The organism is Paenibacillus paeoniae (assembly GCF_003388735.1).
Lineage (GTDB): Bacteria > Bacillota > Bacilli > Paenibacillales > Paenibacillaceae > Pristimantibacillus > Pristimantibacillus paeoniae.
In genome coordinates, this window is record NZ_QUBQ01000002.1 from 616125 (window position 1) to 636986 (window position 20862).

The 20862-nt window shown below is 51.1% G+C and carries 20 protein-coding genes; 5 read left to right on the forward strand and 15 right to left on the reverse strand.

What is annotated here, in order from left to right:
* The first annotated feature begins 28 nt into the window (after positions 1 to 28).
* A complete protein-coding gene (locus tag DX130_RS15030; RefSeq protein WP_116046704.1) occupies positions 29 to 1819 on the forward strand; it encodes an ABC transporter ATP-binding protein in 1791 nt (596 codons plus the stop codon).
* Positions 1816 to 3672, forward strand: a complete 1857-nt coding sequence (locus tag DX130_RS15035) for an ABC transporter ATP-binding protein (protein WP_165861297.1) — start codon at positions 1816 to 1818, stop codon at positions 3670 to 3672. Before DX130_RS15030 ends, DX130_RS15035 begins: the two co-directional genes overlap by 4 nt.
* Positions 3673 to 3908: 236 nt before the next feature.
* Here the strand turns inward: DX130_RS15035 and DX130_RS15040 are convergent, their stop codons facing one another.
* Entirely contained in the window at positions 3909 to 5837 is a 1929-nt protein-coding gene (locus tag DX130_RS15040) for an FAD-dependent oxidoreductase (protein WP_240644520.1), read from the reverse strand.
* A gap of 105 nt (positions 5838 to 5942) precedes the next feature.
* On the opposite strand from DX130_RS15040, the gene DX130_RS15045 reads away from it, so the two are divergent.
* The gene (locus DX130_RS15045) at positions 5943 to 7139 is read left to right on the forward strand and encodes an acyltransferase (RefSeq protein WP_116046707.1); all 1197 of its coding nucleotides are present in this window, start codon (positions 5943 to 5945) and stop codon (positions 7137 to 7139) included.
* A 70-nt stretch (positions 7140 to 7209) separates the two neighbouring features.
* On the opposite strand, the gene DX130_RS15050 is transcribed toward DX130_RS15045, so the two are convergent.
* Positions 7210 to 7569 carry a Lin0512 family protein gene (locus DX130_RS15050; RefSeq protein ID WP_116046709.1) on the reverse strand — a complete coding sequence of 120 codons (360 nt, stop codon included), beginning with the start codon at positions 7567 to 7569 and terminating at the stop codon, positions 7210 to 7212.
* A gap of 17 nt (positions 7570 to 7586) precedes the next feature.
* On the reverse strand, positions 7587 to 8351 hold the full coding sequence (locus tag DX130_RS15055) for an SDR family NAD(P)-dependent oxidoreductase (RefSeq protein WP_240644521.1): 765 nt from the start codon (positions 8349 to 8351) through the stop codon (positions 7587 to 7589).
* 230 nt (positions 8352 to 8581) lie between these two features.
* On the opposite strand from DX130_RS15055, the gene DX130_RS15060 reads away from it, so the two are divergent.
* Positions 8582 to 9355, forward strand: a complete 774-nt coding sequence (locus DX130_RS15060) for a MerR family transcriptional regulator (RefSeq protein WP_165861298.1) — start codon at positions 8582 to 8584, stop codon at positions 9353 to 9355.
* Between the two features lie 16 nt (positions 9356 to 9371).
* Here DX130_RS15060 and DX130_RS15065 read toward each other — a convergent pair whose 3' ends face one another.
* From DX130_RS15065 to DX130_RS15115, 12 genes are all read right to left on the reverse strand, one after another.
* A complete protein-coding gene (locus DX130_RS15065; RefSeq protein WP_116046715.1) occupies positions 9372 to 9839 on the reverse strand; it encodes a hypothetical protein in 468 nt (155 codons plus the stop codon).
* A 394-nt stretch (positions 9840 to 10233) separates the two neighbouring features.
* On the reverse strand, positions 10234 to 10788 hold the full coding sequence (locus DX130_RS15070) for an NADPH-dependent FMN reductase (RefSeq protein ID WP_116046717.1): 555 nt from the start codon (positions 10786 to 10788) through the stop codon (positions 10234 to 10236).
* Positions 10789 to 10850: 62 nt separating this feature from the next.
* Positions 10851 to 11294: a MarR family winged helix-turn-helix transcriptional regulator gene (locus DX130_RS15075; protein WP_116046718.1), complete on the reverse strand. Its 444-nt coding sequence runs from the start codon at positions 11292 to 11294 to the stop codon at positions 10851 to 10853.
* Between the two features lie 86 nt (positions 11295 to 11380).
* Entirely contained in the window at positions 11381 to 12370 is a 990-nt protein-coding gene (locus DX130_RS15080; protein ID WP_116046720.1) for a hypothetical protein, read from the reverse strand.
* Between the two features lie 15 nt (positions 12371 to 12385).
* Positions 12386 to 13648, reverse strand: coding sequence for an ABC transporter permease (locus DX130_RS15085; protein WP_116046721.1), 1263 nt, complete (start codon positions 13646 to 13648; stop codon positions 12386 to 12388).
* On the reverse strand, positions 13645 to 14382 hold the full coding sequence (locus DX130_RS15090) for an ABC transporter ATP-binding protein (protein ID WP_240644522.1): 738 nt from the start codon (positions 14380 to 14382) through the stop codon (positions 13645 to 13647). Before DX130_RS15090 ends, DX130_RS15085 begins: the two co-directional genes overlap by 4 nt.
* Before the next feature lie 97 nt (positions 14383 to 14479).
* Complete coding sequence (locus DX130_RS15095; RefSeq protein WP_116047230.1) at positions 14480 to 16153, reverse strand: alkaline phosphatase; 1674 nt, start codon at positions 16151 to 16153, stop codon at positions 14480 to 14482.
* Positions 16154 to 16407: 254 nt separating this feature from the next.
* Positions 16408 to 16566, reverse strand: coding sequence for a hypothetical protein (locus DX130_RS26490; RefSeq protein ID WP_165861299.1), 159 nt, complete (start codon positions 16564 to 16566; stop codon positions 16408 to 16410).
* A gap of 277 nt (positions 16567 to 16843) precedes the next feature.
* A complete protein-coding gene (locus tag DX130_RS15100) occupies positions 16844 to 17188 on the reverse strand; it encodes a hypothetical protein (RefSeq protein WP_116046723.1) in 345 nt (114 codons plus the stop codon).
* Between the two features lie 73 nt (positions 17189 to 17261).
* Entirely contained in the window at positions 17262 to 17930 is a 669-nt protein-coding gene (locus tag DX130_RS15105; protein WP_116046725.1) for an HD domain-containing protein, read from the reverse strand.
* Positions 17911 to 19206: an MFS transporter gene (locus DX130_RS15110; protein WP_116046727.1), complete on the reverse strand. Its 1296-nt coding sequence runs from the start codon at positions 19204 to 19206 to the stop codon at positions 17911 to 17913. Before DX130_RS15110 ends, DX130_RS15105 begins: the two co-directional genes overlap by 20 nt.
* Before the next feature lie 197 nt (positions 19207 to 19403).
* A complete protein-coding gene (locus DX130_RS15115; RefSeq protein ID WP_116046729.1) occupies positions 19404 to 20033 on the reverse strand; it encodes a helix-turn-helix domain-containing protein in 630 nt (209 codons plus the stop codon).
* A 343-nt stretch (positions 20034 to 20376) separates the two neighbouring features.
* Between DX130_RS15115 and DX130_RS15120 the strand changes: the two genes are divergently transcribed.
* Positions 20377 to 20811: a methylglyoxal synthase gene (locus tag DX130_RS15120; RefSeq protein WP_116046730.1), complete on the forward strand. Its 435-nt coding sequence runs from the start codon at positions 20377 to 20379 to the stop codon at positions 20809 to 20811.
* The last annotated feature ends 51 nt before the right edge of the window (positions 20812 to 20862 follow it).

Sequence of the window (20862 nt, forward strand, 5' to 3'; positions counted from 1 at the left end):
GTTATAGAACACTTTCGGAGGTGCGAATTTGAATACTTCATCGAAGCAGAGATCCCTATCTATCATTATTCATATGCTAAGACGCGCAAAGAAGCATTGGCTCTCCTATGCCAGCGTCAGCTTGATCGCAATTTTCGCATCGCTCCTCCCGGTCGGCTGGGCTGAAGCTATGAGGCAGCTCTTCGATGCGGCTTATGCACTGGACGGAAACGCGTTATCGACGGCGGCGCTTTGGTTCGGAGCCATATTCGCAGCCGAGCTCATCATCTCGTTCGCAAAAGCGTTCCTGATGCAGCGCCTATCCAATCGAACAACGCTCAATCTGCAACGCGATATTTTAAATGGATTGTTTCTCATGCGTCTGGCCAAATATAATAGCTGGCATACCGGCGATAAGCTACAGCGAATGAATCAGTCAGCGGAAAGCGCCCAGACCGGCATGAATGAGAAACTGCCGGAGCTTCTGCAAAACGTATTGTCCATCGTTTTCTTGTTTGCTTACCTGACCGTGCTTTCCTGGCAGCTCATGGCGGGCGCAATCGTCATTGCTCTGCTTATCCCTCTGCTCAGCAACCTGCTTGGCAAGCCTATTCGTCTGAACCAGGAGCGAACGAACACGGAGCAGGCTGTGACGGATGCCGCTTTGCTTGATCAGTTGCAAGGCGCGGAGGTTACCCGCAGCTTCAACAAGCGGTCAGATTTTAATAGGAAGTGGGTACAGCAGGTAGAGAAAACGAGACGGCGCTGGCTTCGAACCGAGATGTACCGTGCTGTGACGAACTCCTCCATTGTGGTCGGATTCCTCCTCGGACAAACCTATATTTTCGGCATGGGAGCCTGGATGGTCGTTCAAGGCACGCTGGGCATCGGTGCGATCGCAGCCTTCATTCTCTCCTATGAACGAATCATTTTCCCGCTTGCCCACATAGCCAACACGTGGGCGGCCGTCCAGGATGCAATCGCCCATGCGGGTCGCGTGCTTGAATTGGCAGAACAGCCCGCAGACTCAGACTCCAGGGCACAAGGATCCGACATCGTCCAAAAAATAGCGGCTTGGCAAGAAGAAGCGGACATCCGGCTTGAAGAATGTACGTTTCGTTATGGCGACAAGCCTGTACTTCAGAACTTCTCTGCGACCTTCCGCTTCGGACATAAGACGGCGATCGTAGGCCCCAGCGGAAGCGGTAAGAGCACGCTGTTAAAACTGCTGCTCGGACTGTATCCGCCAGATGGTGGCATAATCCGGTATGGCTCGACTCCGCTTCATGAAGGCAACTGGAAGGACTGGCGGGAGTTGGCGGCTTACTTGCCGCAGGACTCTGTCATCCTCGACGCCTCCGTCGCAGACAATATCCGCATCGGCAAGCTCGATGCCAGTGATGAAGAGATTAGACAAGCGGCCATGCTGGCCAATGCGCATACATTTATCGAGGAATTGCCAGGCGGATATGAGCATCGTCTAGGTGAGGGCGGAGGACGGCTCTCCGGCGGGCAAAAACAACGGCTTGCCTTGGCGCGGGCTTACATACGCAATCCCCGCGTATTACTGCTTGACGAACCCACAAGCGCCCTCGATGCCGCCAATGAAGCGGCCATGCAAGAAGCGCTGCGAACCATTGCGAGAGGCCGCACTGTTATTGTGGTAGCCCATCGTCTCTCTACCATACGGGATGCAGATTGTATTCTCTACGTGGAAGACGGCCAGTGCGTGGAATCCGGCACACATCAGGAGTTAATGCATCAGCAAGGCCGTTATGCCGCCCTCGTTCAAGCAGGCGAATGGCAGGACACCGATACGGAAGGGAGGATTGCCCAATGAAACAAGCACCGCGAATTAGCGCCACCCCGCGTATTCGGGAACTTATTCCGCTCCTTTGGAGCCGGCTCGGCAACAGCCGGATGTTATTCATACTGGCGATCCTGCTCTGTCTGACCGATATGGTCATACACTTGATTATTCCGATGATGATGGAATTTTACTTTGATTTTTTGGAGACGGGCGAACTGGTCAAGGTCAAATACTTGCTTATCGGCTTTAACGTCGCCCTGCTTGCACTAACTGTATTGGGACTGATCGGACATTATTTGAAGCAAAACCAAATCAGCATCCTGCACCGCAATGTTGCGCTCGAATTGGCTGATCATGCGCAGCGGCTGCCGCTTGAGAAAGCGCAGGCCTCGCATTCGGCCGACCTGCAGCAGCGTATTTATTGGGATTCGAACAAAGTCACCTCCCTGCTTGCCACAATCTTCAACAGCATGGGCACTCAAATTCTAATGCTTTTCTTTGCCTGCATCTATATGTTCACGCTGCAATGGCAGGTTGCGCTCGGCGTCCTGCTGCTGATGCCGCTTTGTCTGCTAGGCAGCCATCTCCTGCGCAACCGTCTCATGAACATCGGCAAGCGTGTGGCCGATCAGGAAAGCGTGATGAAGCAGTGTCAGCAGGACGCCCTTCAGAGCATGGATATGCTGCGAGCCTTTGATGTCCAGGACTGGATGAGCGAGCGCTTCGTCCGGGAGCGCAAAAAGCTTAACAAGCTGTATATGCGCAGAATGTGGTGGCAACTGCTTGTCCAGACCCTGTCGGACACATCCGCTTTGCTAATTGCATGGGGAACGATCCTTGTCGTCGCCTGGCTAGCCGTAGAGGGCAAAATTCATATCGGAGCACTAATGGCTTTCTTCATTCTTATTTGGAGAGTGTACGGTCCGCTGCTTTCACTCGGAAAACTATGGGGAGAAATTCAGGAATCAAAAGGAGCCGCCATCCGGATCGCCAGCATATGGAATGCAGAGAAAGAACCGGAGCGCGAGCTCGATAAGGAGAGCGTAATGCCAGCAGCCGGCGCAGTCCAGGAAGCCAGCCTGACTTGGCACAACGTAAGCTTCGGCTACGATGAGCATGCCGGAATACAGGAAGCTGAGAAGCAAGCGGCAGAGGAAGATAATACGCCAAGCCCTCCTTTGCTTGACCAGTTCAGACTTTCGCTCAAACCTGCATCGTTTATGGCTATAGTAGGATCAAGCGGCTCAGGAAAGTCGACAGTTGCCAAGCTTGGGGCAGGGCTGCTCTTCCCTGCTTCCGGCACCGTAGAGGTATGTGGAGCGGCGACGATGGAGAGCGCCGAGCAGGCTCGACAATATGTGTCCTATGTGCCGCAGCGCCCTTATCTATATGCCGGGTCGATCCGGGATAACCTCTTGCTGGCGAAGCCGGAAGCAAGCGAGGCAGAGTTGATCGAAGCGGCGACGATTGCTGAAGCCCATACCTTCATTCATGAGCTGCCAGACGGCTATCATACCGTCATGAGCGAGCATGGCAATTCATTAAGCGGGGGCCAGAAGCAGCGGCTCGCTATTGCCAGAGCTGTACTAGCAGACCGACCTGTCTGGATCTTCGATGAGGCGACCTCCGCGCTGGATCTGGAGACGGAGCGCAAGGTCATGGAAGCCATACTCAAGCGGGCCAAAGAACGCGGAAGTGCCGTGCTCGTCATCGCTCACAGACTGACGACAGTTCAAGAAGCCGATACGATTGTCGCGATGGAGAATGGCTCCATCGTCGAGACCGGAACGCATGCCGAACTGCTGCACCGGGAAGATGGACTCTATCGCAGCCTTTGGAGGCAAATGGATGGCAGCCGTGAAACGGCCTTGCACTCCGCATAACGTCCGACAACCGGGACTGTATACTTCCGGGTCGCTTCGACCCAGGAGATTGCCGCCAAGCTGCATATCTCCGCTTATACGGTTCCGGATTAACCTTAATAGCTCGCTTACAAGAGGGGGCAATACCGACACATGTCCCTCCCCATCGAATGTTCGTCCTGCTCCTTGCATGATTTGGAGACTTGCCGCACAGAAAAAAATAGCCCTGAGCCATCGATCGGCCCAAGGCTATTCGTTCATTCATATACAACTCCAACATAATATTGAACTATATCCCGCACGAGAGAGAACGTCTCTCCGTATGTCAGGTTATTCGGGTTGGCAATAGATCCGATCGTCTCTTCCGTCAGCCACCCGCGCTTCTTTAATTCATCCAGCGCGGAATCGCGATTAACTTCCACACCTGCCGTAACAGCAGCTGTATAAGCAAGCTGTTCCAAAGTGAGCGGCACCTGACCTGGCTCCTCCAGCCCCTCTAACGCTGCATAAGGATTGCCTGAGAAGAAATCGGAATGAATCGTCTTCACCATCAACATGCTGTTCGAGAAATGTCCTGCCTTCGCCTCGGCATCCAGTTGGAACGCTTCGTTAAAATCGCCGCCGAATGTCAGAAGCATGCTGACCGCCGCCAGCAATCCCTTGTAATGCTTATGCTTCGTATAGTCCGGCTGCTTGAAGCTGGCCCATGTTAAGTCCATACCCTTCTCGGTAAGCCGATCCCTCAGTTCGGCAATCGCTCCCTCGGACTTCGACAATTCACGGAAAGTCATTCCCTTCTCCGCTGCCAACTTGACTGCCTCGCCTGCCGCCTGACCTGTTGCCATTCCCAGCGGAATAACGCGGGCGCTTCCGTGCGGAATGCTGTCGAAGCTGGCTGCCCGTCCTACAACAAGCAATTGATCAATCTCCAGCGGTACAAGCGATCGGAACGGAACGCCATACTGCTTGGGCGCCACGATAATAGCCCCTCTGTCTACGGAGTTGATCCGCTGCATGTCCACCCTGTACGAACCGTAAGCAACGGCATCCCAGAAATCCCGATTATCTACGACGTCAACCGCAGACAGCCGGTATTCGCCGTGTATATGCCGCGTCTCGCGAACGTACAGTTCCGGCGCCGTTCCCGCAAACTCGACATTCGCCAACTGCTTGAATGTCTTGCGCAAATAATCTGTAATGAGCGGCGCTTCCTTGCTTCCGATCTCCAGCGCTTCTTGTACGGACGCCGGGTCCAGCGGATCAATATCAAAGATGTGCATGGCATTAATAAGCACCGTCTCGTCGTTCTCCCTGCCGATGTTGAGCGCTCGGATGCCAACCCGATCCGGATTGGACGAGACATAATCCCGAGCTGCCATGAATCCCCATGCGCTCATCTTGTCGATGCCTGTTCCATCGCCGACCGTCGCGAAGGAATCCCATACCTCTTGCGTGACGCCGCTTAGCCGGAATACTAGCGTTACCGCCATCTGCGCGTCTGGTCTGCCGACATCGGCGCGTCCGATCGTATAGGGTACGCCCGCAGCGGCGGCAATATCTCCATCCTGCGTGGCATCGATGACGGCGGCAGCCTTAACTTGCTTGGCAATGCCCTCTGAGGTCACAAGGCTTAAGCCGGTTATACGCTTGGATTCGCCGGATCGCTCCACGATAGGCGCCATGCTCTGGACCTTTAACAGCAGATCAACATTTGGCTCCGCCAGCAGCATTCTGTAGAACACATTGGCTGCTGTATGCGTATCGAATGATGTCCCTTCAATCTGGTCATACCATTCCTGGAATATGCCTTTGTTCAAAAATTGATGCTTGTCCGACAGCTTGGATTGCTCCGGCGCATAATTCAGATCGAGCGAATTAAGCCATCCCATCGTCATAAGGCCGCCCACTATATCCCGTTCGCGTCCGTCTGTCAACAAAACTGATAATCCGTTGCGAGCAGCGGACAAGGCCGCTACGATCCCTTCCGGATCGGTACCCGCCACAATCACATCATAAGATGGCTTTAGCACTTCAACGGACTCCACCTTAATCAGCGCTTGCCTGGGATGCGAATTGCGCGTATCGCCTTTCTTCTTGTACAGCATCCACCCCGCCGTGGCCCCTGCCGCCAGCAAGCAGATAACTAGGACAACGACAGCGGCTGCCAACTTCCTGTTTCTCCTCAACCTAATGCCTCCCTCTATGCAACCTCTTGACTAAAGTTAACTCTTTATCCAATAATGGGTCTAAGGCTTATCTGGAAATCTATTACTCTATTAGGAGAGACAATCATGGACCCTGCCATAGTCAAGCAAGCAAAAGGAAGCCGATTATCTGAAATCGACCTTGTGCGCGCGATTGCTATTATCGGCGTGCTTGCCGTACATGCGACTTCTTTCTCCACAATCGAGATGCTAGCTTATCCAAATTCTTATTCCATCTATAACTTCATCAATATATTTCTGAAATTTGGTACGCCCGTGTTTATTTTCCTGAGCAGCTTTGTCCTGTTTTTCAATTATTATCGCCGCCCCATGTCGAAGGAAATGATCCTTTCCTTTTACAAGAAGAGGTTGATTCACATCATTATACCATATCTTGTATTTTCGACAATCTACTACTTATTGGTGATCGTTACCCGCGATCCTACCGCCCTTCCGCCTAATCTTCTCTATGATTTTACAGCAAAGCTAATGACAGGAGACGCTTATTCTCATCTGTACTTCGTCTTTATCAGCATCCAATTCTATCTCTTATTTCCACTCGTTCTATGGTCGCTTCAGCGCTGGCCTAGATATATGCCGTGGATTATTCCGCTTGGACTGCTTCTCCAATGGCTTTTTGTAGGCTTGAACGAGTGGCTCGACATCCAACGCGCAAGCAGCTGGGCATTATCCTACATAAGCTTTTATATGCTGGGCGCTTACTGGGGTATTCGATATCCCGCTATCCAAAAATGGACCGTTAACCGACAAGCTGCCGTCTCTGCTATGCGAAAATGGGCACTTGCAGCCTTCTGGTGCCTATGGCTGATTGCCGGACTATGGCATGTGGGCGTATGGCTAGATTTGCGGATACATGCCACCGTTCGGCCCACCTACGTCTATACCTTGTTGTGGAACATCTATACGATGCTCTCGGGGCTTCTGTTCCTGTGGGCGGCCTCCAGGCTAATCCATTCCATTACGCCAAATCGCTTCTGGTTGACGAAAATGAGGGAGCTTGGCGCGCTTTCATTCGGCATTTACCTGATCCACCCGCTGTTTCTGGCCGCTTACCGCCAGCTTCGCCCGGCAGACGCATCGGAGATGCTGCTGCATCTATGGTATGCAGGCGGATTTCTGCTCGCGCTAGGGGGTTCATGGTTGACGGTACGGCTCGCGCATCGTTTCCTGCCTGCTGTATCCAGTCTTATTTTCGGCAAAAACGAGCTGCCCGCGCTCTCTGCCCATCCCGTAAAATCGAATGCCGCTTCAACCGGCTTATAACCGTCGCCGCACCAAAAAATCCGGCTCGCATCATCGCGAGCCGGATGTTCTATGACAGCTCAGAGAAGGATTAGTATCCCACCTCTACCGAAGCAATAACGACATAAGCCAGATCATTCGCATCCTGCTTGTCTGGCAGCACGATACCGCTTGTCGTCAGCATGCCTCCGTCTACTACCTCGAATGTCACTTGTCCATATGGCAGCTTTTCCCGTACTTCATCCAGGTCCAGCTTCTCCTTATCGGCAGGGACGGCCAGCCGCACATTCACTTTCATCCGGTTCAAATCACCGTGGGGCAAGACGGTGCGAATGCCGGGCATGGAGTTATGGTGAATCGCGTTCTGCACAGCACGAACGGCCGCTTTCGTCACATTTTGCCCATGCAGGTCAATGCCCATTCCGATCTCCACGAACATGAGTTGCTCCATCGGGTATTCCTCCTTCCTTATTGCGATGTCCAGCCGCCGTCTACTAGCAGCAGCGTGCCTGTCACCAAATCAGCGGCAGGAGAAGCTAGGTAGATGACAGCGCCGGCTACGTCATCAATCGATCCGATGCGGCCTGCCGGAATGCGTGAGAGTACATTGTCGCGGAAGTCTGGAGTATCCAGTCTCTCCGCCGTTCCAGGCGTATAAATAAATGTGGGACCAACAGCATTAATATTGACGCCTCTGCTTGACCACTCCAGTGCCAGAACTTTCGTCAGCTGGTTCACGCCGCCCTTCGACGCGCAATAGGCGACGCCCTCCGGAATCCCAACGATACTGACTTGTGAGCTAACGTTAACGATCTTGCCATAGCCCTGCTCCAGCATATACTTCCCTGCCGCCTGGCAGCAGAAAAACACGCCCTTCAGATTCACGTCGAGCATATCGTCCCAATATTCCTCCGTTACATCCTCTGCCAGCATTCCTTCGCCAAGTCCCGCATTATTGACCAGAATATCAATGCGCCCGTAGTCTGCCGCAATCTGTCCGAAGGTCTCCTTAATCCCGGCAACTTGCCGAACATCCAGCGCATAAGCCGCCGCTTTCCCACCAGCCTTCTGGATTTCATCCACTAGTGAAGCCAGGTCCTCCTTCTTGCGAGCTGTTGCCGCTACAATCGCCCCGGAGGCTGCAAGTGCCTTCGCCAGCCCATAGCCGATCCCTTTGCTCGCACCTGTAACTATAGCGATTTTGCCTTCTATACTGAAATTTGGCCCCTTCAATCTCATCGCTCCTTTATCTCTCGCTTACGCTTCCTTCAATAAGTTACGGATACGCATATTTTATCATAAGGATCGTTCGCGGAGCCATTTTGCGGGGATCATAATGCCAGCGCCAATGGTTGCCGGGTCTGTACTGTAAGCCCGGTTTTCAAAAAAAAGTTGCACCTCACGTTACGTGAGGAGCTATGATGGAGTCATGCCACATCCATATAAAGGAAAGGGAGATGAATATGAACAATTCATCAAAACATTACACCGTTGGAGAGTTGGCCAAGATTACAGGCTTATCCATTCGGACGCTTCATTACTACGACGAGATCGGCTTGCTCGCAGCTTACAAGGACCCCCAGAGCGGGCATCGGCATTATGGAGATGACGACATCGTCGCTCTCCAAAAGATCATTACTATGAAGTTTCTGGGCTACAGCCTGGAAGATATTCAAGCGCTGCTGCAGCATCCCCGATTCGACACCAGCTTGCTGGAATCGTTCCGCGCACAGAAGGAAGCGCTGGAGCAACAGCGCAGGCGAATTGATATAGCTATTAAGGCAATTACTAGAGCTGCCACGCTGCTCGAGAACAAGAAGGAAGTCGACAGCCAAACTATGATCGGCATTATTCAAAGCATTCAGACCGAAGATGAGCAGCGCGAATGGCTGCAGCAATTTTTGGAGCCTGCTCTTGTTCACGAGCTGTTCGACAAGCCGTTCGAAGAGCAAGAGCAGTTGGACAAACAATATGTAAAGATGGTCAATGAAGTGAAGCGCCTCTTCGGCAGGCCTATCGACGATCCGGAAGTACAGGCACTGATAGCCGAGCAGCTAAAGATCAGCTTGAATTACGTCGGCACCGAGAATGTCCAAGACCTGACCGTATTATCGGAAATTAACGAGGAGCAGCTGAAGGAGCTGGAGGCCATGATGCCATCGCCGTTCACGCCCGAAGAAGAGCAATGGCTCCATCAGGCGAATGACTTTTTTATGAGAAAAAACGGCATGCTGTAGTCATTCAACCCTAGCACTATTCTCTGAAAATATAGTAGTTCGAGAATTGAATGCCTCGCAGAATAGGATAGCCTTCCGGAATCGCAGCTTTCATGGGATCAATGTCTTTTACTTCCCTGGTAATGTAGTTTAGGAAGCTTGGAATCGTGAGATGCCTGATGCCATTCCCGAAATCAATGTTGGATTTCGCGGTGCCCACAATAGCAATTTGCTCGACCGTCGACACTTCCGTATTTAGATACAGATTGTATTTTTCGATGGATATAGCAAATTTCCGGGTAAATCTCTCTATTCGTATCGCATTGGAATCGGCATCCATCGAGGCTTCCACATGAATCAGCTTGTTGGACTTGTAGTCCAATGCAACGACGTCCATCTCCCCGCCATATCCTCCATTTGGACGCTTATCATATTTAATATTGCTTCTGACGAAATATCCCGAATACGAATACCATTCATACGCAAGCTGCTCCAAAAAATTCATGGTTAGATGCTCCCCTGTTCATTAATATGCACACCTGTTCATATGCCGTCAAAAAGCCGCATACAAAAACAAACCTCTCCTTGTTAATCGGCAAGGTTCGTCAAGAATTTATATAGAATGCTAAAAAATGGCGTAATAAAGAAGCTATGTTCATAGCGAACCTAATACTTACAATTTTACCATCCAAAAGATGGATGAGTAGCTTTATTTTTTGAGGGATCACTTTAGGTATAAGAGGTTGGCTGTTGCTCCTTCTAATCGTCAACCTTGTATCGAATCGTACGCAGAAGAACAACAAGACGAGCGAGGACAATAGCTTACTTCGCAATCCGCTGTAAAAAAAATCCCCCATCCAATCCGCAGCGATGTGCGGATGAATGGGGGGATTCCTCTATTAGTTGAAGCCTTTCGCATGGCGTCCATGCCACTCGATAAAGTTGTTCACCACTTGATCAAGGAACGCAATGGTAGGCTCATGCGTCAATTCGCCTTCTGCATTGAATTTCTCGTGAGCTGCGCCTACGTATACTTCGTTGCCAGGCAGCAGCGGCGAGTTCACGCCAGGAGCGAAGAGAATATCGCGAAGATGCATTTGCGCTTTCACCGTGCCGAGAAGCCCCATGGAAGCCCCTGCGATGATGGATGGTTTGCCTACAAGCACTCTCTCGCCTCTGGACAACCAATCGATCGCGTTATGCAGAACGCCGGAGATAGAACCATTGTATTCAGGCGTAACCCACAGTACCGCATCCGCTTGCTTCACTTTATCTACAACAGATTGAATGCCCGTCGGAGGCACCGCTTCAATGTCCTGGTTGTACATTTCAACTTCATTCAACGTTACAATTTCGATATCGAGACGACCAGCGTAACGCTTTTGCATATGACGGGCCAAACTCAGGTTGTATGACTCTTTGCGGACGCTGCCGATAATTGCTGCTACTTTCATCTTGGTTCCCTCCATCATGTATGATCTGGCTGATCGATCAACTTCAAGTCGGATAGCAAGGACTACGATTTCCGGTCAGCGGACTGGACATTCATCCGAAATTTCGCAAGCAAGCGAATAAGCTCTTCCTTCTCTTCCTTTGAGAAATCACGTTCGAATTGTTCCTTTGTCGTCTCTGTGATCATATCGATATAACCTCTAAGGGACTCGCCCTCATCCGTCAAATAAACCTTCATGCAGCGACGGTCATTCGGACAGCCCTCTCTCTTAATGAAGCCCTTCTTCTCCAAACTGGCCAGCATACGGGTCATGCTAGACTTATCCTTGCGGAGCTGATCCGCAATCTCATTCTGAGTCAAGCCTTGCTGCTTGAGCAGCAAAGCCATCACCAAATGCTGTTCGGGCGCAAGCTGAAACTTGCCAAGACGATGCTTCAAATAATTCGTTATTTCAAGGTCAATCGTATGAATCATCACGCCGACATGCTCTGTCCCTTGCTCGCTCATCGCATACCGCCTCATTTAGTTGATATATCAATCATCTCTCGCCAGTATGCCAGATGCAATAACTCTCTGTCAACAAACAGCGTCCCCTACTCCTTTATTTCTTCGAACTTGGCATCATATAAGCGGAACATCGTTTTATAGCCGGATTCGTCCACTTTGACGCCAACATCCAAACGCCCCGTCAGCTTGAGCGGCTTTGACGTATAGCGTAATTTGGAGCCGTCTTTCACGAATACGATCATAATTTTGTTCCAATACGTCTCGTCCCCATTGTCGAATGGACACTCCGCTCCAGGCTCGGGAATAAGCAGAAACCAATTTTGGTTAAACGAAAGCACTTCGCCCATAAACCCTTTAATTTGAACCGACTTCCGCTCTTCGGATAAATCCCAGAATCGGTCTGACGGCGTTGTCTGATCCCCGTTATCGAAAAAATCATTCCATCCAATTTGCGCAAATTTGCTGGAGGACGTCCCCCCGGACTTAACAGACTGCTCCCCTTTCGTTCCATTCGCAGAGCCTGGCTTCCCTGCAGTGCCAGCCCCTTTGCCTGCCGATTCATCCGCTTTGCCAGTTGTTCCTTGATTCGCCGTCCCTGCATTTGTCTTGTTGCCTGGGTTTACGTCTGCTTGCGTTGAATGGCCCGAGCCCGGCTTTGAGTCCGCAGGTGCTTTCACATCTGATCCTTCAGCATCCTGACTCTTACCCTCACCAGCATGCTTGGCACCCGTTTCCGTATCGGCAGAGCTGTTTTTCTTCCCATCATCCACCGCGTCCTCAGCGCTTCCATTAGTCTGGATTTCATCCTTGCCAGGCTGCGTTGAGCCGACTTGCTCATCCCCTTCATTAGCAGGGGGCTCGTCAGAACCAGAAGCGTGCTCATCGCTGTCACTTTTGAACGCGTCGCCAGCATCTCCATTTGCTCCAGCAGCGCTTTCCCCATCAGCATAAACAATTGCATCACCAAAAGAAGCAGCGTCGCCCCCTTCGGGCTTGGCTGCTCCGCAGCCGCTCAGCATAATTAACGCGGCCAGCACTCCCATGCCAGTCCGAACTATACGATTGCGATAATTCATTATCCATGCCCCTCCTTAATTTCTGAATAATGTGAGTGCATCTGTCCGATACACACGGAATGCAGGTCCAACAGAGGCGACTAAACCCAGAAGCAAAGCGACTGCAATCAATTGCCATTCGTTCGAAGCCATCTGCAAAGGCTGCACTTGAACGCCAGTTTCCGTGAACATGAAGTCACCCAGCCACCATGCCGCCAATCTGCTCAATGCCAGCCCCAGCACGATGCCCGCTGCTGTCAATGCAATCCCTTCCCCGATCAGACACGATAAGATATAAGCCCTCGACTTTCCAATTAGACGGAGCAAGCCTACGTCCCGCTTCCGCTCCTGTATAGAAGACGTTAGCGCCAGCAGCAACGTAGACGCAGCAAGAAGCGCACAAATCAGCATAACGATCATTAGGAGCTGCGATCCGCTGTCCATCACATTCAACACATCGGCAACCGCTTTGCTGGAGTAGACTGCCTGAACGTTGTCGAGAGCGTCATATTCAAGCTTCAGCGACTGTGCGCCCAGCAGCGACCCCGGCTTGATCATGATCGCTGTAATTTCGCGATGGGCTTCATCCGTCGCATGCACCGCCCATGCGTAGTCCATCGTCGTGAAGATCGCCCGGTCATCTGCCGTATTCAGCCTGGGCAATATACCAACGACCGTATAAAGAAAACTTTCATGAGCGTCACCTGCATGATCCATGTGAGCGGAAGTTTCCTCATGCTCCTCATCGTCATGGTCATCTTCCGAATGTCCCGTATCTATATGTCCTCCAGAAGCATGGGCTACCAGTCCATGCGCTCCGCTGAAGGAATCACCGACTTTCAGATTCAACGCTTTGGCAGCAGCCGCACCCACTGTAACTTCACCTTGACCGCTATATAGCTTCCCGGCAGCGAGCGTCCGATCCTCGTAACGTGTCATAAAATAAGCCGGATCTACCCCTACAATCGGAAAACCGTTATGGCTATCGCCAGTCGTCATGCCGAATGCCGTGTCCGCTTCTCCGCTGCTGCGGATTTCATCCAACAGCTGCAATGGAATATTGCCCGTAGGCGCGCCTACCCGGTAGAACGTGTTCAATACGAGCTGTGACTCGCTTCCATCCGCGCCAATAACCAGCTCGAATGGTCCGTAGCCCTTCCGGGCACCTTGCTCCACACCGTCCTTGCTCATTAGCAGCAATGAAAACAAGGCTACTGTAATAGTGACAGCCATGACGGTCAACACCGTTAGAAATGCGCGATGCTTCATATTGCTCCATACATAGGTCCAGCCGCTCATGCCCTGACACCTCCAGCCTCAGATATACGACTATCGATTGGCGTCAGACCAGTCTGATGAACGCTCAGGCATTGGTTTATGCTAGCGAAGTCGAGCTTCGTCTTGAACAGCTCCGCCAAATGGCGATCATGCGTCACCGTTACGAGCGTCGATCCGCTCTCCGCACATATATCAAGCAGCAGCCCCATAATATCCGCAGCCGTCTCCCAATCCAAACTTCCTGTCGGCTCATCTGCCAGTATGAGCGGCGGACGATTAATCATCGCTCTGATGATAGCCACCCGCTGCTGCTGGCCCCTGGACAGCTTGGACGGCAGCTGGTTCATCCTCTCCAGCAGCCCAACCCGCTCGAACCAGCTCTCCAGCAGCCCGTCGCGCTCCGCTTTTCCAAGCCCGCGGGGCAGCACCAGCTCGACGTTCTGGCGGACGGTCAGCGACGGCATAAGATAAAAGTCTTGAAAGACATAGCCGACCAAGCGGGCCCGATAAGCATCCCGCTCCGATTCTCTCATCCCGCTAACGCTTTGCCCGCCTACCTCAAGTATGCCTTCGTCTATGGGCAACACGCCGCCTAGCAAATGAAGAAATGTGCTCTTTCCGCTGCCGCTTGGGCCAAGCAATGCGATTGCATCGCCGCTCTTTGCCGACCATTCCTCCATATCAATAATGAGCTGCGTGCCATGCTGATGCCGGAATGACTTCTGCAAGCCCTTTACTTTAATCATATCTGACATACCGCTCCCCCCTGCCTTAGCTCCCTTGCCGATCCAAACAACAAACAGGAGAGCGATGCTCCCCTGTTTGTGATCTACCCTGTTTCTGAGCTTGTTGCTACTTTACGATTCTCTCGGACAATGTGTCCCACTTCATGTTTTGACCAGTCAGTGCGTTGAAGGCTTCCAGCGGCAAGTACAGCTTGCCGTTGTCCACATCGCTTGCATGGCTGGATGCAGCTCCATTCACTGTTACTTTCTTCGTGTCCAAATGAACCGTCAACGTATTCCCGCCATGTGTAATGGATGCTGTGCGTGTCGATTCGCTCCATGCTACTTTCGCGCCAAGTGTCTCGGCTAGCGCTTTTGCAGGATACAGCACTTGACCGTCTCTTGTCACTTTGAATTTCGGATACAGGTACTTAGCTTGCAGCTTAGCCGTCGCATCAGCCAGGTCTACGCCGATGATTTCTGCAGATGCTGTTGCGATGCGTGTATTGTCGATTTGGCCTTTCACCAAATCCGCGATTGGTCCGTATGCCCATACGCCTACGTCCACTGCGGAGTGGCCATGACCGCTCCAGCCGATCAGCAGTCTTTTGCTAATAACCGCGTTATAGCCGCCCTCTTGTGCATAGGAAGAACCGTCGCCTGCCAGGATGTATGCTGCTTCTTCATCCGACAAATCCTTGATCCACGTGTTGGCATGTACAATCGCCTTTACGTCTGCGATCGTTTTAGCTTCTTTCAGCTTGCCTGCAATAAATTCGGAAGAATTTTTCTGCTGGTCCCACAGGTCCAGGTTCAGCTCATAGATATTGTCGCGGGACAGGGACAAGCCGCCTGTCTCATGGTCGGCTGTGATCACAACGGAAGTGTTGCCATCCTTCTTCGCGAAATCCAGCGCTACTTTAACCGCAGCGTCGAAGTCCAGCACCTCTTGCACCGTTGTCGGGAAATCGTTGGCATGGGAAGCGTGGTCGATACGTCCGCCTTCGATCATGACAGCAAAGCCCTTTTCTTCTTTGGACAAAATGCTCAGCGCCTTGTTCGTCATATCAGCCAAAGTAGGAACCGCATCCGTACGGTCAGGCACATAAGAGACGTGGGAACTGCCGAACAATCCCAGCACCTTGCCTTTATCAGCGTTCAATGCGTTAAGACCCGCTTTGTCGCTTACATAAGCGTAGCCTTTCGATTCAAAATCTGCGATGATGCTCTTGTCGGAGCGTTTGCCCTTCTCATCCTTGCTCAGGAAGAAGGAGCTGCCGCCGCCCAGAAGCACGTCTACGCCGCTCTCCAGATATTGCGAAGCGATAGCCACTTCGTTGTCGCGGCTTCTTACATGGGAAGCATAAACAGCGGGCGTTGCATGTGTGATGCGTGCCGTAGTAACAAGGCCTGTCGACTTGCCAGCCAGCTCAGCCGCTTCGATAACAGAAGCGAAGGGAACGGCCACATCTTCATTGGAAATGCTGATTGCTGCATTATATGTCTTGTTGCCCGTCGCAAAAGCTGTGCCCGCAGAAGCGGAATCTGTCACGACACCGGATACGATGGTGCCGCCATCTTCGCCGCGGTCCGCGTAAGTCGTCGCTTGTCCGACATAGATGCTGTCGAGCGTCAGATGATCAATGCCTTTGTTGTACATCAGATAGTTGCGTGCCGCGCTCACTTGCGCAGGACCCATGCCATCGCCGATGAGTACGATCAAATTCTTCGATGGGGAGGCTTTGACCGGAGCCACGTCTTCAGCGGATACCGTTGATGCCGATAGAACGGATAATGCCATAAAGCCTGCGAGAATCGTGCGTACTGCCTTTTTCTTCAAAACAATCTCCTCCAAATCGAATACATAATGTCTAGCAGAATTAATTTCAATTATGAGAGTAAAATATAAACGGCATATTATGGGGGCGTTAAGATATCGTAAATCGGCGAACGGGCTGACGCAGCCATCGGAACAAAAAACGAACGACCCTTAAGCGGCGAATGGCTTAAGGGTCGTTCGTTATAAGAGGGGGTTTGGAGAACGTATAGTTAAGTTTATTGTGCGTAATACCAGTTCGTATCGAGGCCAGTCACGGGACAGTATGGAAACTTATCACCTTCCTTGAGCAAAGTGCGGCGGCCTGCTTCGCAAATATAGTCGCCTTCTTGCTGAACATATTCACCCGTTCGGTAAGCCGTATCTGTTGAACTCATCGGACATGCACCTCTTTCCATTTGGTTGCAAGCCGTCGCCGGTTCCGGTACCCCCGCAACGACTTGCTTGTTTTTTCTTAACCCGATTCTACCCATTTGAAACAGTGAACGGCATATATTCTCATTTATTTCATACCCATGGCAATGTCCTATACGCTTCTGTAAGAAGAACAACAGGCTTCATAACAAAAAAACCGTCCGGCTATTGTTGCCAAACGGTCTCTTTCTCTTATAGACAATGATTGCCCCGATATGAATATGTCCTTCACAGCTCCGCTTATAGCGGAATTCGGTACTCCGAGTTCAACTCGATAATATGCTCGCCTTCATTGTAAACCCAGCTGAAATGGAAGGTATCTCCTTCATACCGGGTCCGCGTACGAATATCAGGAACGATCGTAGAGTTCATATGACTGATAACAATCTCTTCCATCTCCCGCAGCTTGTTCAAGGTGTCCACCGCAAGCGTCTCGGCAACATCCTCCGGCTGAGAATGAAGGAAGTAGCGCAGTGCAATTTCCTCTTGCGACAATCCGTCTTCCAGCGTGTAGCCAGAGTTGCTCAGCACTTCCTTGACCGTATTGATCCAATCGCTGACCAGGTCCATTGTAATTTCATACATGATGCATACCCCTATTCCCATAATCCATGCTTTTGTTTACCCTATCACAACCGCACAAGAGCGCGCAACAAAGCTAGATAAGCCCATCCCACTCCGCATGGAATTGCTGCACATACTGTTCCATAAAACGATGTCTCTCTTCGGCAATTATTTTGGCTGAGGGCGTATTAATCCGATCCTTCAGCTTCAACAGCTTCTCGTAGAAATGGTTGATCGCCGTACTGCCTTCATTGCGATACTGCTCCTTCGTGATTGAATCGCGAGGCTTAATGGCCGGATCGTAGATCGGGTCGCCAATCTTGCCTGCGTACAAGAAACAACGCGCGATCGCAATTGAGCCGATGGCATCCAGCCGATCCGCATCCTGCACCACTTGTCCTTCCAAGGTGCGCATCGGCGGATTCAGCCCCGCATTGTAGGACATCGTAGAGATTATCTCAATGACATGCCCGCGATCCTCCACGGCAACAGGCTGGCTCACCAGCCAGTCCCGCACCCGCTGCAAGCCGATTTCCTTGGAATCATTCAACTTCTCGTCAGCCACATCATGCAGCAGTGCAGCGAGCAGCGCGACGAACCGGTCTGCACCTTCCGCCTCTGCAAGCCGCTCCGTCATCTTCGACACACGATGAATATGCCACCAGTCATGTCCTGTATCATCCTTCTCATGGAAAGCTCTTGCAAAGGCAATAGCCGCCGCAATAGTGTCGTCTTGCTGTGCTTTAACCGTGTTTGCTGCCATCCTCATCACCTCTTAATCGAACAAAATAAGATAAGATATAGGATACCAAAAGCAACAGCAAAGGTACAACCGATATCAATACACGGAAAGTCGTCTCGGGATCATCCCCAGGCTTATCGCCGCTCTCATAGCCGAATATCATACCTACAATGAGAAAAGCGAGCGCAGAGATCAGTCCGCTGGAACGGATAATAAAACCGCTGACCGCCGTGTAGACACCCTCGCGTCTGCGCCCTGTCTCCGCGAAGTCTCGATCAATAATTAGACTATTGACAACAGGCGGCGTGACGAGGAAGCCTGCCAATCCGAAGCCCACAATGATGCCGGCCAGAATGCCGCCCAGCAGCGTGCTGCCGAACCAGAGCGGAATGACTGACACCGCATATGCAAGCAGAGACAAGCGCCATGCTTTGACAGGGTCCATCCGTTTAATAATCCAAAACCAGACGCCAACAAGCGGGATAACCGACACGAAGATAGACGCCAGCAGGAACGTAACCATACCTTCTTCCACATGAAGCACATACTTCGCATAGAACGGAATCATCGCGCTCAGCAAACCGTTTACCGTCTGGGCGAATGAATTGGATATATTGAATATCCAAAACGGCTTATTCGTCAGTGTGGCCGCAAACGACTCCCTCAGCCCCATCTTCGGTGTGTCACGACGAGTCGTATCTTCCTGTGTAAAGCGCATACATAGAATCATAAATACAACAAACATCAAGCCAAAAATAATGGACATGCTGCTATACCCAAACGAATTGTACAAAATAGGCCCAGCGGCAGATGCAATTAGAATCGCCACAATTTGATAACCTTGCTGAATCGCGGATGCTTTCTTGCGAATGGAGTCGCCGCGGAACAATTCAGGGAATAGGGCACCGTAATTGACCCAGAGGATCGTCGCTATGGCTTCATAGAACAACAGAGCAACGAGAAACCAGGTGAATAGCCCGATCTGACTCATACCCTCAGGAGCACTGAATATAAGCATAAAGGAAATCATGAACAATGGAATTGATGCATAGATCCAAGGCTTTCTGCGCCCGTACTTGCTGTTCGTCCGGTCCGAGAAGTAGCCGGCCAGCGGCTGGTTCACCGCATCCCAGATCATGAAGATCGTTTTAGCAAGCGTAACCAGAGCAATTCCCAGGCCGAGCTTTTCCAAGTAATAATAATTGTAAAATGCGCTGAACGCCTGACTGGGAATCATCATCGCCAGCATGCCGAACGCATACATCCACGGCGAATTAATCGCCTTTCCTCGTCCCATACCGCTTCACCCGTCCCATGAGAGATTGACATTACTTCCTCCAGCATACTTGTATTGCTACATACTGGCAATGAAAAAATCGACACGGAAATTACCATTGAATCATGACTGTATCCCAAAACAACTTAAAAAGGCTCCTCCGCAATCAGAGGGCCTCATCGACGTTTCTATTAAGCGGTTAATCCGACGTGCCTGCATCAGAAGTAGGCATATCTGGCTGCAATACTGACGGCTTCGGTGCTCGACTGCGCTCCGAGCTTTTCGAAGATCACCTTCTTATGATGATTGACTGTCGATTCCTTTATTTGCAGCTTGTGCGCAATGGATTTTACAGTCTGCCCCTCGGAGATGAGCCTGAGTACATTCATTTGCCTATCTGTCAGTGCCGGCTTGTTCACTTCATTCTCGATATCCGGAATACTGCGCATATGCATAGAGATTAGCTTGGCAATCGCAATAAGCTCGCTCTTCAGCTCCTCGTCGATGGTAGAGACGTCTAGATAGCCCAGCAGCGTATCGCCCATCTTCAACGGCATCGCGTAGCAGTGCCATTTTTGGAAAAGGGGACTTTCGTGCTCCTCCGGTTTCAAGTATACAGAGCTGCCGCGTTCCATCGCTTCAGAAATCGCATTGACGCCGCAATTTTCTCTGGAGAATATAAGCCCCGTCTTAATTGGAGTCTGTTCGACCAGCTCTTTCATCTCCGCGCATGTATCCATCACAAGCAATTCGCCCTTATCATCCGTTAATAAAAATAAGTATGCGCCGGTTATATGCTCCTTCGCAACCTGAATGGCTTCCAAAAATGTGCTCGTCCAAATGTTCATACCTTCATTCCCCAACCTTCACGAACGCGTGCCCCCCGATTATTTATCTCACCAATCGCACTTTCCAGTATATTCCATACAAGAAATGCTCGTCCTTCCTAGTCTAGCCTATCTTTAAACCGCTTTCAATATATGGAAGTCGATATCTATCGTCAATTTTCAGGCTCGATAATGATTCATTCCTCATCACAATGTAAAGAATCAGCGATTCACGAAATAAAACCTAACATGAATATAACTCAACCCTTCATTTAACTGCTATTATGTTATATTATATGACATATAGATTACGGATCGGAGCGGTCGATTGACTTGACTCCAGGCCGAAAGGGAGTGGTTCATCATGAAGATTGCATTAATCGCGCATGATTCCAAGAAAAACGAGATGGTCAACTTTGTTATCGCCTACAAGCATATTTTCGAAAAGCATGACATCTACGCCACTGGCACAACAGGCTCCCGGATCATGATGGAGAGCAAGGTTACCGTAAACCGACTGAAGTCCGGCCCTCTCGGAGGGGATCAACAGATCGGCTCCATGGTCGCTTCCAACGAAATCGACCTCGTTATCTTCCTTCGTGATCCATTGGTTGCCCAGCCGCATGAACCTGATATTACCGCCCTTCTTCGGCTATGCGACGTACAGTGCATCCCGCTTGCCACCAATATCGCCACCGCAGAGCTTCTAATCAAATCGATGGAACGAGCGGATTTTGCATGGAGAGACATTGTGAAAGAGAAATACAAATACGTAGCCCCAACCGGAACAGAAGGTTAAGCCGGATCAAATACCATATCCCCTCATAAGGGCCTCCTCTCGGATCGACTT